The sequence below is a fragment of the Myxococcus sp. AM011 genome (assembly GCF_013372595.1).
In the GTDB taxonomy this organism is placed as follows: domain Bacteria; phylum Myxococcota; class Myxococcia; order Myxococcales; family Myxococcaceae; genus Myxococcus; species Myxococcus eversor.
The window spans coordinates 1-14,472 of sequence record NZ_JABXEM010000275.1 but is presented as its reverse complement, the minus strand read 5'-3'; the positions used below and the strand labels follow the sequence as shown (position 1 = coordinate 14,472).

At 69.3% G+C, this 14,472-nt stretch carries 8 protein-coding genes and 1 pseudogene; 4 read left to right on the top strand and 5 right to left on the bottom strand.

The genetic code is table 11. The features are described 5' to 3' along the window. The first annotated feature begins 159 nt into the window (after positions 1 to 159). Complete coding sequence (locus HUW62_RS38715; protein ID WP_368670583.1) at positions 160 to 783, top strand: type VI immunity family protein; 624 nt, start codon at positions 160 to 162, stop codon at positions 781 to 783. Between the two features lie 23 nt (positions 784 to 806). Then, positions 807 to 2,219 (top strand): M14 metallopeptidase family protein, encoded by a 1,413-nt coding sequence (locus HUW62_RS38710; RefSeq protein ID WP_163865274.1) that lies wholly within the window; start codon positions 807 to 809, stop codon positions 2,217 to 2,219. 12 nt (positions 2,220 to 2,231) lie between these two features. Here HUW62_RS38710 and HUW62_RS50190 read toward each other — a convergent pair. Next, a pseudogene (locus HUW62_RS50190) lies at positions 2,232 to 3,409 on the bottom strand (alpha/beta fold hydrolase). Positions 3,410 to 3,580: 171 nt separating this feature from the next. After that, positions 3,581 to 4,795 (bottom strand): vWA domain-containing protein, encoded by a 1,215-nt coding sequence (locus HUW62_RS38695; protein WP_176437261.1) that lies wholly within the window; start codon positions 4,793 to 4,795, stop codon positions 3,581 to 3,583. Positions 4,796 to 5,053: 258 nt separating this feature from the next. Here HUW62_RS38695 and lon point away from each other — a divergent pair, with 258 nt between their 5' ends. Next, a complete protein-coding gene (gene lon, locus HUW62_RS38690; RefSeq protein WP_163867095.1) occupies positions 5,054 to 7,546 on the top strand; it encodes an endopeptidase La in 2,493 nt (830 codons plus the stop codon). Positions 7,547 to 7,643: 97 nt separating this feature from the next. On the opposite strand, the gene HUW62_RS38685 is transcribed toward lon, so the two are convergent. Then, the gene (locus tag HUW62_RS38685) at positions 7,644 to 11,213 is read right to left on the bottom strand and encodes a DEAD/DEAH box helicase (protein WP_176437260.1); all 3,570 of its coding nucleotides are present in this window, start codon (positions 11,211 to 11,213) and stop codon (positions 7,644 to 7,646) included. A 149-nt stretch (positions 11,214 to 11,362) separates the two neighbouring features. Here HUW62_RS38685 and HUW62_RS38680 point away from each other — a divergent pair, with 149 nt between their 5' ends. Next, a complete protein-coding gene (locus tag HUW62_RS38680; protein WP_176437259.1) occupies positions 11,363 to 12,367 on the top strand; it encodes an N-acetylmuramoyl-L-alanine amidase in 1,005 nt (334 codons plus the stop codon). 13 nt (positions 12,368 to 12,380) lie between these two features. On the opposite strand, the gene HUW62_RS38675 is transcribed toward HUW62_RS38680, so the two are convergent. Both HUW62_RS38675 and HUW62_RS38670 read right to left on the bottom strand, forming a co-directional pair. Next, a complete protein-coding gene (locus HUW62_RS38675) occupies positions 12,381 to 13,157 on the bottom strand; it encodes a DUF4336 domain-containing protein (protein WP_176437258.1) in 777 nt (258 codons plus the stop codon). Positions 13,158 to 13,195: 38 nt separating this feature from the next. Next, a partial coding sequence (locus HUW62_RS38670; RefSeq protein WP_176437257.1) for an alpha/beta fold hydrolase occupies positions 13,196 to 14,472 on the bottom strand: 1,277 nt, incomplete at its 5' end.

The window sequence follows — 14,472 nt, the reverse complement described above, 5'->3', positions numbered from 1 at the left end:
GCCACCCACAACCTCCTCAAGCTCTTCCGCGCGACGGCTGGGCAGTAACCATCCGCCGCAATCGAGCGGCGGGCCTCCTGCCTCGTCCGCTCTCGCCCCTCAATCCGTTACCGCCACAGACTCCTAGGCGCGCGCATCAAGCTGAGTGATGGTTCAACGTTGTTGAGTCATTCATTCAGTTATCGAGGAGAGTCCCCAATAGAGTCCTGGGGAGAGTCCGAGCAGCACCGGCCTATATCGTCGGTGGAGTTCTACCTGCCCACGGAATACTTGCTTGAACATGGAGCGGGCCGAGTTCGTGACCTCTCCATGGAGCTGGGGGCGGAACTGCCCTTTGTTTCGGGACACGCAGGACTGTCATTTCACATGGCTGCTTGGATGCGAGATAACACACCCGTCGTTCGGGACCTGAGCCAGCGCCACCCGGGCTTCGACCTCCCAGGAATGGACGAACTCCGTCGCGTCATGGGTTCAAGAACGCGTGGGGCCTCCTGGCTCACCTTCCTGGGCCAGCCCATCCTCGGAGGGCTGGGGGGCGTGGCGGGGCTGCGCGCTCAACTGAAATCTCCGGGCACCACCGTGCAGGAAATGTCGGGAGACCGAGCAGTGGTGTCCCTGGGTGAGTGGCCAGAGGCTGGGGATCTAGAGACTGGAGACACGCTGCCGCACTACCGTGAGTTGGCGCGTGTCCTCGAACCGTGGATGTACACCCACGGCGACGCGTACTGGGGAAACCTCACCCCAGAAGAAATCCATCGCTGGGAGCGCCGCTTCCTTGATTGACTCGCGACGGTAAGGACACCTCCATGCTCCACGTCGGACGCCGTCGCTACAGTCGCTTCGTCGCTCGCTGCTGCCTCGTCTTCACCTGGAGCCTCGTCGGCACCGCCCACGCCCACTCCGCGCAGTCCGCCGCTCCCGCCATGTCCTCTTCCTCCGTCACCATTCCCGGACCCCAGGCGCTCGCGGCGCAGTGGGAACAGGTCCACTCGAAGGCGCTCCCAGTGGCGCCGCTCGTCCGGCACCCCGACGTGGAGCAACACCTCAAGGCCCTCCAGGCCCGCGCTCCCGACTTCTTCCAACTGGAGGTCGCGGGACACTCGGTAGAGGGACGCGCGCTCTACCACGTCACCCTGGGCACCGGCCCCCGCCACATCCTCCTCTGGTCGCAGATGCACGGCGACGAGCCCACCGCGACCACCGCGCTGCTGGACCTCTTCGAATATCTCCGCACCCATCGCGAGGACCCCTGGGTCTCCCGACTGCTCTACAGCCTCACCCTGCACGCCGTGCCCATGCTGAACCCCGACGGCGCCGAGCGCTTCCAGCGCCGCAATGCCCAGGGCATCGACATCAACCGGGACGCCCTCGCGCTCCAGACGCCCGAGGCCCGCACGCTCAAGTTGCTGCGTGACAAGCTCCAACCCTCCGTCGGCTTCAACCTCCACAACCAGGGCTGGCGTCACGCGGTGGGGGACACCGGTCGCCCCGCCTCCATCTCCCTGCTCGCCCCCGCCTTCGACCGTGCCCGGAGCGACAACCCCGGACGCATCCTCGCGAAGAAGGTCTGCGCGGTGATTCGAGACGCCGTGGAGACGCTCGCTCCCGGGCAGGTGGGCCGCTACGACGACTCCTTCGAGGTGCGTGCCTTCGGCGACAACATGACGCTCTGGGGAACGCCCACCGTCCTCATCGAGACCGGAGCGTGGCTGTCCCTGCCACCCGACGAGCCCCTCGTCCGCCTCAACTTCGTCGCGCTCGCCACGGCCCTCGATGCCCTCGCGAATGGCCAGGCCGAGAAGGCCGACGTCGCCCGCTACGACTCCATCCCCGAGAACGAGAGCTCCGGCCTCGTCCACCTCCTGCTCAAGGGCGTCGGCATGTTCGGCGCGGACGGCAAGCCCTTCACGGGCGACGTGGGCATCGCCGTCAGTCGCGCCGTGCGAGGCCAGGGCAAGAAGCTCCAACTCGCGCACGTCGGCAAGGTCGAGGAACTCGGAGACCTGCGCATCCTCGGAGCGCTCGAGACCGTGGATGGCAAGGGACTCTTCGTCGTGCCGCTGACGGGCAAGGGCGTAAAGCCCGGGGACACGTACCGACTCACGCGCCCCGCGAAGCAGTCCCTGTCCCTGGGCCAGCGCGCGGACCTGATGCTCCTGAAGCCGCTGGAGTCCTCCGACACCTACCGTATCGAGCGCGTCATCCGCTTCGACCCCTGATTAGCCCACGCGCTACGGTGCCTCCGCGTCCAGGAACGCCTTCAGCTCCGGCAACACGCGCTCCGGACGCTCCTGATGAGGACTGTGCGCCGCATCCACGCGCAGCAACCGCGCCCGAGGAAACCGCCGCACGGCCTCCTCGGCGAGTGACAGGGGCAGGACGTCCTCGCGCTCGCCCCAGACGAGCAGCACGGGCACCTTCACTTCCACCAGTCGCTCTCTGTGGTGGAACACGGGCCCCGTCAGGGGCACCAGTCGATTGAAGGCCCGGGTCGCCGCGTCGCGCCCGCCTGGGGCCGACACCAGCTCGTACCCCAGCTCTCCGAGCCGCTGTCCCAGGGGCGTCGGCACCGGAGGCATCATCCGTGCCCAGGCCCAGGGGCCCAGCGAGCGCGCCAGTCGCTCCGGCCCCGCGTGGAAGAAGAGGCGCGCCTTGCGCTCCAGCTCCGGCCCCAACCCCATGCCGTCCACCAGCACCAGCCGCTCCACCGGCACGCGACCCCGCAGTGCCAGCTCGAGCCCCACCAGCCCGCCCAGCGAGTGGCCCACCACCGCCACCGGCCCGGGGGCGAGTTGCTCCAGCAACGCCTCCACGGGGTCCGTGAAGAAGCGCACCCCCTCCTCGGCCGAGCGGACGGGCCCCTCGCCAGGAGACGACATCCCGAAACCGGGCAGGTCCACCGCCAGCACCCGGTGTCCCCGCGCCAGGGCCGTCAGGTACGCGAACCAGGTGGAGGCCGCCCCACCGCGCCCACCCCTCGCGTCAGGTCCAGCACCACGCAGGCGAAGGCACCGCTCCGGGCGAGCTGCACCGCCGCCCACACCCGCTGCTCGGGCGCCTTGGGACGAACGAGGAGCAACCGCTCCAGGTCCACGCCCTGCGCCGCGGCCGCCGGGGGATAGAGCTCACGAGGCCCGTCCACCCACGCACACAGCCGCTCCTCCCGGTGCGCCGCCGCCACCGCGCTCAGCGCCAGGCTGGTCCGCCCCGAAGCCGCCTCGCCGCACAGCTCCACCGCCTGCCCGAGCGGGAAGCCGCCCGAGGGCAAGAGCGCGTCCACCGCCTCCATCCCCGTGCGAAGGACGGCCAGGTAGCGCCGGGGCGCCGCCTGCAACTGGCGGATCCGCTCCCGGAGCTGATCCACCACCGAGCCCGCCGGGCCTGCCTGCTGCACCAACGCCGCGCTCATCTCGCCTCCTCGCCGGAACCCGGCACACCGAACAGCCGCCTGGACAGCGGTTCAGTATGCTCACGGGTCTGACGTGCGCTCGGACAGGACGCACGGCGATGGGCAAGGCGACACGACGCACCGGCTTGGATCCGCTGGCCCGAAGCCAGCGATCTCAAGCCCCTGCGCGTCCTAGCCGGCGCAGATGACCTTCACTTCCACCTTCTCGTCATCCGCCCGGCGCAGGCAGCTCCCGCCGAAGTAGAGGCGCGCGGGGCGCTCCTCACCGGACGGCTCGTAGGTCAGGTCCCCCGCGGCCACCGAGCACGTCTCCACCGTGCCCCCGGCGCGCGTCAGCTCCACCCGCGCCAGCCGCGGATCCGGCAGGTTCACCACGTCCAGGCTCTGCGCCACCGCGGCCAGCTCGGCGATGCCCAGCAGCGTGTCCCGGTAGCTCGCCCGGCAGATGGAATCCAGGTTGTCGAACTTGGTGTCGAACTTCTCCGACATCGCCCGGTGCCGGTGCCCCGGCCCATACGACGTGGGGCAGTCCACGTTGCGCACGTACGTCCCCTGCGGCGTGACGTCGAGCACCAGCTCCGCTCGCTTGTCGCTCAGCGCCACCGGGCCCACCGTGGCCCAGAGCACCTCGCGGCGCCCGCCCTTCGAGTCGCGCAGCGTGCTGAAGAGCTGGAAGTACTCGTCCACCGACGTCAGCAGCGCCGCGTTCTCGCTGCACTTGTCCACCGACGTGTCGTCCGGGACGATGACCGGCGGCGGGCGCACCGTGGAGCTGCAGTCCTCCTCGTCCGTCACCACGACCACCAGCAGCCGCGCTCCATCCCGAAGGAAGCCGCCGTTGCCTCCCTCGCCGATGGAGGTGTTGGCCAGGGGCTCGGAGACCGCCAGCCGCACGGCCTCGAACGGAGACTCCTGCCCGCTGCCCGCCGTCCCCTGCTGCACCAGCCGGCGGAAGCGCTCCAGCAGGTGCTCGTCCGTGCTCTCGATGTAGCGCGAATCCGAGGGCTGGCCATCCGCCTCCGGAACAGCCTGAAGGTGTCCCGACTCGGCGGGGTATTCGCGGTATTGCTCCACGCCCTGGAAGAGGATCCGCCGGTAGACGGACGTGGTGATCACCCCCACGCGGAAGTCCTGCGTCACGCCGCCGCCTTCCTGGAGGGCCTTGATGAAGGCGGGCAGCTCGGTGGCGATGCCGGCCTGCTCCTCGGCCATGGAGGCCGAGTTGTCGATGACGAAGAGGATGTCCGTCTTCTGCGGCGCCACGACGGGAGACTCGCTCTGACACTTGCCTGGAAGGGAGGAGCCCGGCTCGTCGACGGGCGACGTGCAGGACGCCACCCAGAGGGCCGGCAACAGGAGCAGGGGGGCACAGGGCTTCAGCTTCATGGGGCCTCCTAAGAGACGGCGCGCCCAGGCGGCGCGACGCATCAGGGCTGGGGGGGCGAGCATGCCCCACCCCAGGCCCGGAGGCGAGACAAGGTGCAGCGTCTGGCATCCGACTTGGACGTGGAAAATCGCACACGGCGTTTGCCATGGGCGTTTTGGTTGTTACGTTGGTTCATCTGCCGCAAGAAACCGACAGATGTTCACCGGCCTGGCCGCTCGCACGGTTGGGCTTGAAGACGAAGGAAGAGGCCGAACTTCATGTCCGATGAGAAGAAGAAGGGCACCGCCGCGAGCGCCATGCCCACCGCGATGGCCCCTCCCGGGCTCATCAACAAGGAAGACATCCCGCAGGTGCTCCCCATCCTGCCCCTGCGCAACAGCGTCTTCTTCCCCGGCGGCGTGCTTCCCCTGGCCGTCGGCCGTCAGAAGACCATTGCCCTGATCAAGGACGCGGTGCGCGACGACCAGGTCATCGGCGTCGTCACGCAGCGCCGCGCCGAGGAAGAGGATCCGGGCGCCGCCGACCTCTACACCATGGGCACCGTCGCCCGCATCGTGAAGCTGCTGAAGATGGGCGAGGACAACTACTCGCTCGTCGTGCAGGGGCTCGCGCGTTTCCGCGTGGTGGAGCTGGTCCAGGAGGCCCCCTACCTCAAGGCCCGCGTCGACGCGGTGGAGGACAAGACCTCCGCCGAGAACGTCGAAGTGGAGGCCCTGGGCATCAACCTCAAGAAGCTGGCGCGCGAGGTCATCGAGCTGATGCCCGAGCTGCCGGCCGCCGCCACGGAGCTGGTGGAGAGCATCACCCACCCCGGCCACCTGGCCGACCTCATCGCCGCCAACGTGGACGTGCCGATCGAGGAGAAGCAGGCCGTCCTGGAGACCGTTGATCTCAAGGCGCGGATGAAGCTCGTGCTCGAGCTGCTCAACCGCAAGCGGGAGATCCTCAAGCTCTCCAACAAGATCGACTCCGCCGTGAAGGGCGAGATGTCGAAGACCCAGCGCGAGTACTACCTGCGCCAGCAGCTCAAGGCGATCAAGGAAGAGCTCGGGGAGATGGGTGAGGAGGAAGAGGAGCTCGACGAGCTCCAGGAGCGCCTGAAGAAGGCGGCCCTGCCTCCCGACGTGGAGAAGGTGGCGAACAAGGAGCTCAACCGCCTGAAGACCATTCCGGCGGCCTCCAGCGAGTACACCGTCGCGCGCACCTACCTGGATTGGATCGCCGACCTGCCGTGGTCGAAGATCTCCGAGGACAACCTCGACATCGAGAACGCGCGGCAGCAGTTGGACAAGGACCACTTCGGCATCAAGAAGGTCAAGAAGCGCATCCTGGAGTACCTGGCGGTGCGCAAGCTGAAGAACGACATGCGCGGGCCCATCCTGTGCCTCGTCGGTCCTCCGGGCGTCGGAAAGACGTCGCTGGGTCAGAGCGTGGCCAAGGCCACGGGCCGCAAGTTCGTGCGCCTGTCGCTCGGCGGCGTGCGTGACGAGGCGGAGATCCGCGGCCACCGGCGCACCTACGTCGGCGCGCTGCCCGGCCGCTTCATCCAGAGCATGAAGAAGGCCGGCACGAAGAACCCGGTCATGATGCTCGACGAGATCGACAAGCTCGGCGCGGACTTCCGCGGAGACCCGAGCGCGGCGCTTCTCGAGGTGCTGGACCCTGAGCAGAACAACTCGTTCAGCGACCACTACCTCGACGTGCCGTTCGATTTGTCCAAGGTGATGTTCGTCGCCACGGCGAACCAGTTGGATCCCATCCCCGGTCCGCTCCGTGACCGCATGGAGATCATCGAGCTGTCGGGCTACACCTTCGAGGAGAAGCAGAGCATCGCGCGGATCCACCTGGTGCCCAAGCAGCTCAAGGAGCACGGCCTCAGCCCGGATCACATCGAGATCACCGACGAGGCGCTGCTGACGCTGACCACCGCGTACACCCGCGAGGCGGGCGTGCGTAACCTGGAGCGGCGCATCGCGGACATCTGCCGCGCGGTGGCGGTGGAGGTCGCCGGTGGGAAGATGGACAAGCAGACCATCAACCCGGATCGCGTGAAGGAGATCCTCGGGCCCGAGATGTTCTACTCGGAGGTCGCGGAGCGCACGGAGGTTCCGGGCGTGGCCACGGGTCTGGCCTGGACGGCGGCCGGTGGAGACCTGCTCTTCATCGAGGCGACGAAGATGGCGGGCAAGGGCGGCATGACGCTCACCGGCCAGCTCGGCGACGTGATGAAGGAGAGCGCGACGGCGGCGCTGAGCTACCTGCGCAGCAAGGCGGAGTTGCTCGGCATCAGCTCCAACTTCCTGGAGAAGACGGACCTGCACCTGCACTTCCCGGCGGGCTCCATCCCCAAGGATGGTCCTTCCGCGGGCGTCACCATCCTCACCGCGCTCACCAGCCTGCTCACGGGCATCCGGGTGCGGCACGACACGGCGATGACGGGCGAGGCCACGCTGCGTGGCCTGGTCCTGCCGGTGGGTGGCATCAAGGAGAAGGTGCTGGCGGCTCACCGCGCGGGCATCAAGCGGGTCATCCTGCCCGAGCGTTGCCGCAAGGACCTGGTGGACGTGCCGGACCAGGCGAAGAACGAGCTGGAGTTCATCTTCGTCACGCAGATGGACGAGGTCCTCAAGGCCGCGCTGGAGACGTCGCCGTTCAAGTCGTCGACGGGGACTCCGGGTGGCGAGCCGGGCAAGGAGGCCCTGCCTCCGCAGGCCGCCGACGCTGGCGCGGCTCCCGAGGTTCGCGCGTAAGCGCGGGCCCTGACGGCCACTGAGTCATGACGCGGGCAGGTTCCTCCTCGGAGGGACCTGCCCGTTGTCTTTGCGGGCGCCCTGCCCTCGCCGCTGCTCAGTGCCGCGTCGGTGGCGTGTCCTGCGCGTCGGGCGCGGAGAGCCGCTGTGAGAGCAGGCCGAGCAGCTCCTGGGTGGAGAGCCGCCCCGCGCCGTCCTTGCCCTCCAGCACGTCCGCGACGAGCGCGCGCTTGTGCTCGTGCAGGGAGAGCATCTGCTCCTCAATCGTGCCGCGCGCCACCAGCCGGTAGACGGTGACGGGGCGCTCCTGGCCGATGCGGTGCGCGCGGTCCGAGGCCTGATCCTCCACGGCCGGGTTCCACCACGGGTCCAGGTGGATGACGCTGTTCGCGGCGGTGAGGTTGAGGCCGAAGCCACCGGCCTTGAGGGAGATGAGGAACAGCGGCGCGGTGCCCTCCTGGAAGGCCTTCACGGCCTCGGCGCGGCCCCTCGGCGTCGTGTGGCCATCCAGGTACTCGTAGACGATGCCGCGCGCGTCCAGCACCTCCCGCACCAGGGCCAGATGCGAGGTGAACTGGCTGAAGACGAGGGCGCGATGGCCCTCGGCGCGCAGCTCGTCCACGAGCTCCAGGAAGCGCTCCAGCTTGGAGGACTCCACGCGTGACTCGGCGTCGTAGAGGCGCGGGTGCGAGGCCAGCAATCGCAGCCGGGTGAGGGCCGCGAGCACCTCGAAGCGCTGCTCGTGCTCGCGCTCCCGCCGCTCGCGCATGACCTCCGGGCGCGATTCCAGCGCGGAGATGGCCGCCAGTCGCGCGTCCTCGTACAGCGTCCACTCGTCCGAGGACAACACGACGGGCACACGCACGTCGGTGCGCGGAGGAAGCTGCGCCTCCACCTGGGCCTTGGTGCGACGCAGGAGGAAGGGTTGCAGGACGCGGGCGAGCGCGGGGGCCGCGGTGGGGTCCACGCGGCGTTCAATGGGGATGGCGAACCGCGTGCGGAACGACTCCTGACTGCCGAGCAGCCCCGGGAAGACGAGGGAGAACACGCTCCACAGCTCGCCCAGGTGGTTCTCCATGGGGGTGCCGGAGAGGGCGAACTTGAAGTCGCCCTGGAGCGCCCTCGCGGCGCGGAAGCGATGCGTGCTGGCGTTCTTCAGGGCCTGGGCCTCGTCGAAGACGATGGTGGCGAAGCGCAGCTCGGACAGCCGGCCGATGTCTCGCGTCAGCAGGCCGTAGCTGATGACGAGCACGTCCCGAGGCCCCAGCCTCTCGAGCAGGCCGCCCCGGTCCGCCGCCTCGGAGAAGAGGCGCATCCGCAGCGAGGGCGCGAAGCGCTTCGCCTCGTCCATCCAGTTGAAGGCCACGGAGGTGGGCGCCAACACGAGCGCGGGCCCGTGCTTGCTTCGCTCCAGCAGGACGGCCAGGGCCTGCACCGTCTTGCCCAGTCCCATGTCGTCCGCGAGCACCGCGCCCGCGCCCCAGGAGGCCAGTCGCGTGAGCCACCGGAAGCCCTCCGCCTGATAGTCGCGCAGCTCCGTCTTCAGCGTCGCGGGGACCTTCGGCTTCAGCTCCTTCGCGGCGAAGATGCGCTCGACGAGCCCCTGCCAGGTCTTGTCCGCATCCAGCTCGGCGCCCGCGCCACTCAGGGCGGACAGGGCCTCCGCGGCGGCCGGCCCCACTTCCAGGCCATGGCGCGACGAATGGGCATGGTCCGCGAGCCGCTCCAGGTGCTGCCGCAGCGCCTCTTCGACCTCCACGTAGGTGTGGTCCTTCACCAGGACGAAGCGCTCCTTGCGGCGCGCGGCATCGAGCAGTCGCGCCAGCTCCACGCGCTCGCCCTGCACCGCGAGCCCGCCGAGCATCCCGAACCAGTCCCGCTTGCGCTCGACGGTGATTTTCAGCGCGCTGGCCCCTCGGTGGCTCGCGATTCGAAGCGGTGAGCCCAGCCACTCCAGCTCCGGACGAGGCTCCAGCTCCTGACACGCGGCGAGCAGCGCGAGCGCCCCCTGCACTCCCGAGAAGGTGTACGAGAAGGGCATCACCTGCGGCTCCGCGAGCGCGAAGGGCAGGCGCGTCTGGAGCGACTCGGCCTGCGCCAGCTCCTTCACGAAGTCGCGCACGGTGTGCACGGCGTCGTTGCCACGGCGTACGTAGACATCTCGCGGCCCCTCGCCGGGGATGAAGGACGTGCTGTCCGGGAGGGCGCGCACGCGCAGGTCCGCGCGCACCGCGCCGCCGGGTTCGATTTCGAGCCGCAGCACCGGGAGCTGGAGCACGGGGACGCGCTCACCCATGACGCCGCGAGGCAGGGACACGGGCAGCCGCACGGCCAGCTTCGCGAGCTTCTCCAGCAGCGCGCCGTGGCTCTCTGGCGGGAAGACATTGCCGTGGCGCTGGAGCACCGTGGCGAGCGCGCGGACCTCCGGGCCCACGTCCAGGAGGGTGAGCTGACGCGCGCCCTCGTCCCAGAGGAAGAGCGCCTCCTCGGGCTTCGACTTGCGCACGCGGTCCACCATCGACGAGGACAACGTCGCGCCGTCGACGCCCGCGGTGACGACCACCGCCCCACCCCGCTCCACCGCGACGATGCCCACCTTGGCGCGCTCGACGTGGATGAGCAGGTCCTGCGTGCCCTCCTGGTAGAGGCGGGGGTGGTCCACCAGTTCGACGAGCAGCGCGCGGGAGACGGGCCCGTCGTTGTCCGGGAGCAGCGACGCGAGGCGTGCGTCGAGCGAGGACAACTGCGCGCCGTGCTCTTGAAGCAGCTTGCGTCGGCTCACCTTCGCGCCCGTCGAGCGCTGGCCCTTCTTGTTGCGCCGGTGCACGTACGGGTGCACCTCCACGCCGTAGCCCTCGATGACGTCGACGCGCCAGGAGACCTCCACGCCCGCGCCGCTCCCGAGCCCCTCGTCGAGCGCGCGCTCCAGCGCCCGGAGCGTGCGGTCCCATCCCGGACGCACCAGCTCATCGAGCGTCTCACCAAAGCCCTCCGTCCAGGGTTGGCGCAGCCACATCAACACCGTGTCGATGGCCGCGAGCAGATGGACACACGGAGGCGCGCCACAGGTGCAGTCGCCCTGCACGGCGGTGGGCGTGAAGGTGAGGCTCGCCTCGGGGAGGATGAACCCCATCTGCGCGCCGTAGGGCAGCTCCGAGCAGCGCGTCTCGCGGAAGCGGAAGCCCGGGAGCTCGGAGTCGAGCTGGAGCGCGTCGCGACTCAGGACACTCGTGAGACGCGGGGCAACGGTGTGGGGCGCGCGGCCACGCAGGTCCAGGAGCAGGCCGTGGACGCGGTGCGTGCGTGCCTCTGGGGGCGGCGCGAGGCGTTCGGGGAGCGAGGCGCGGGCCTGCTCCGTGTTCCGACGCTCCTCCTCCACGAAGCGCCACGCGAGCAGCGGGAGCAGCTCCTTCATCTTCGGAGACGGGAGGGACTCCTGAATCCAGCGGGTCCGAGCCTCCTCGTTGAGCATCTCCACCAGACGGCGGCGGGCCGTCGCGGGACGGGCCTGGGGCAGGAGCGCGGCGTCCACCAGGGGCGTCAGCACCGTGAGGCTCAAGCGGGACAGGTGCTCGATGCCGTACTCCCGCAGCCAGGAGCGCAGGGCACCTTCCGTGGCGAAGTGTGGGACAGTCGAGGGGACGGGCTGCGGGCGCTCCACGGACATGGCCCTTCGCTTCTTCGCGAAGCGGAGGGGAAACGCAAGCGCGACGACGAAGCGGCCGGGCGGGCAACATTCCTTCCGTGACTTCCGCTTCCCCGCCATTCCACGGCACACTGGGGAACGACGCTCCCTTGCCAGGCGTCGGACCCGTCATGATGAAATCCGCTGGAGTGTGGGGACTGGGAGTCATCCTGCTCGCGGGGCCTGCGTGCACGCGGGCCTCGACCGAGGCGAACCGCGTCCCCCTGCCCGTCGACTCGGGCGCGGTGCGGGAGTCGGTGGAGGGCAATCGCTCCTCGCTGCCCACCGCTCCGGGCGAACCCAAGGGCGTCGTGGTCGAGCCTCCCGCGCGGAAGCAACCGTCCGGGGAGCCCGAGGCCCTCCGTGCGACGCCGAGATGGCCCGCGTCCGGCGCGCCGCTGACGCTCGTGTCGGCACACTTCCCCCAGGGGTTCGGCAAGCAGCGCGTGTACCTGGACGCGGGACATGGGGCGGAGGGGAACACCGGCAACCGGTCCGTCACGTGTGAGGACGAAGAGGTCTTCACGTTGCGAGTGGCCGAGGACCTGGCGCGGCGACTGGAGGCCACGGGCCGGTTCGAGGTGCGCCTCAGCCGCAAGTCGGGACAGCGGGTCGCCTATGCCGACCGGCTCACGGAGGCCGAGCGCTGGGGTGCGCACGTGCTGGTGAGTCTGCACTCGGACTCACGGGGAATGGCGCAGCCGTGGTCCCCCGCCGAGGGACAGGAGTGCAACCGCCAGGATGCGACGCCGGGGTTCAGCGTGCTGTGGTCCGAAGAGGCGGAGGCGCCACTCAAGGCTCGTCGGGCCACGCTGGCGCGGGCGCTTGCACGGAACCTGTCTCAAGTGGGCTTCCTGCACTACGACGGCGTGGACTACACGGGACTCTATGCCGCTGACTCCGCGCAGGCCGGAGTCTTCGTGGCGCGAGAGCCCACTCATCGCCGCATCTTCGTGCTGCGCAAGCCGACCATCCCCTCCGTCATCATCGAGACGCACCATGCGCTCGACTTCGAGGAGGCCGCACGGTGGCGCGAGGAGCGCACACTGGAGGCCTTTGGTTCAGCGGTGACGCAGGGGCTGGTGGACGCCTTCACGCCGGCTCTCGTCGCGGCACCCCAGATGAAGAGCCGCTGACGAGGACCGTACGTCAGCGCAGCCAGGCGAAGGCATGCTCGAGCTGAGCCACCGCGTCGTCGAGATAGCAGCGCCCATGTGCGAAGAGCACCCGCTGCGGCTTCCATCCGAGCATCCGCTGGTAGCAGGCGCGCGCCTGCGGCTTTCGTCCCCAGGACGTTGCCTGGACCTCACGAGGCGTCTGCCCCGGCCACATGGTGCCACCGAGGGACAGCAGCCACCGGAACCGAGGTTGGACGCGCTCCTGTTCGAGCGCCATGACCAGGTCCGCGAGGATCAACGTCGAGGAGGCCTTGTGGAAGAACACGACCTCTTCGACGAAGCGGCTGCCTCGGAAGATGAGCTGTTCGAAGTCGCTCGCCCAGGCCTCGGGGGCGGCATCCTGTAGGTCGGTGTCGAAGGGAACGTCGAGCTTCTGCGAGCGTGCGCGCTCACGGACTCCCGGAGAAGCCCAGACCGTGGCGTGCGGGTAGCGCGCCTTCCAGGCTGGGATGGCCGCGTAGTGGAACCGGTTCGGCGACACGAGGTGCTCGACCCGGCCGAGCATATCGACCTCCGCGAAGAGCTCGGGAGTCGGCGCCGTGGGAGACCAGAGCCACAAGCCCCCCGAGCCCAGCCGGACAATGACCATGCGCGTGGGGAATGGCAGTGAGACCGGGCCAAAGTTCATCCTCGCGACGGGCCCGTCCACCCACCAGAGGCCATCGGCGAGCGGCTTGAGCGTCGAGAGCGGACCATAGGGACGTATCCCATCGGTCCACTCGGAGGGCTCGTGGTTTCCTGGAGTCATGGCCCTTTCATACTCGGTTCGTGACGGAGCGCACCCGACTAAGTGCCCGCGTCCCGGTCCTCGTCAGCCTCTTCGTCCTCGAGGAGGCGTGCCAGTCGTGAGGTCAATGCACTCAGGTACGGCTCTCGCAGCACGCTGTAGTGGTCACCGGCGACGTCCTCCAGCTTGAGCTGTGCCTGTGGGACCCAGCGCGACCACCCATGGCTCGCGTCCACGGCCCGCTCGCGCCTCGCGTCCTTCGCACGGAGAAGCAGCATGCGCCCGGCGTAGGGTCCTGGACGGTACGTGGATAGTGCTCGGAGGTTTGCTCGCGTCACGTCGCGCCAGGCTCGAAGGTCGGTGTCCTGGACCTCGGGAGGCAGCCAGTTGGCGACGCGTGCGTGTTCGGCGAATCGAGCGAGCTGCTCGTCTTCCGTGAGGCCCATGAGCAGCTCCGGACGCAGCGTCGATTCCGCCCCCGCCGTGCGCGCCAGATCCATCGCCATGCCCGTGAGCAACAGCGCGTCCTCGGGCGCTGTCATGAGGGATTCGTCCCCTGGAGCGAAGCTGTCGAGGAGCACGAGTTGCTCCACCTGCTGCCCTTGTCGCTCCAGCTCACGCGCCATCTCGAAGGCGATGACGCCACCCATGGACCAGCCGCCCAGGATGTAGGGGCCGTCCGGCCGCACCACGCGCATGGATGCGACGTAGCGGCGCGCCAGTGCTTCCACCTGCTCCAACGGAGTCTCGTCTCCATCCAGCCCAGGCGCCTGGAACGCGAAGAAGGGTCGCTCCGTTCCGAGCGTGCGCGCGAGCAGCCGGTACGGACCCACCGCGCCACCCACCGCGTGAACGAAGAAGACGGGAGTACCCGAGCCCTCCGCCTGCAAGGTCACGCAGTCTCGAACCACGCCACCTGCCCGAGTTCCCTCCAGCCAGGACGCGAGCTGCACCACCGTGGGTGCCTCGAAGAGCGCACGCAACGGGACGTCCACACCTGTCAGCGCACGCACCCTCGCCACCACCTGCGTCGCCAGCAGTGAGTGTCCTCCCAGCTCGAAGAAGTCGTCCTTCCTCCCCACCCGCTTCGCGCCCAGCACCTCCGCGAAGACCTCCGCCAGCTTCGCTTCCGTCCCTGCTCGCGGGGCCTCGTACTCCTCCGCCGCCTGCGCCGCGTCCTCGGGCGCTGGCAATGCCCTGCGGTCCACCTTCCCGTTCGCCGTCAGCGGCAGCGCCTCCAGCACCACCACCACCGTCGGCACCAGGTACTCCGGCAGCTTCTTCCTGAGGCCCTCCTTCACCGCACTGGCGTCCAACCCCGCCCCCACCACGTACC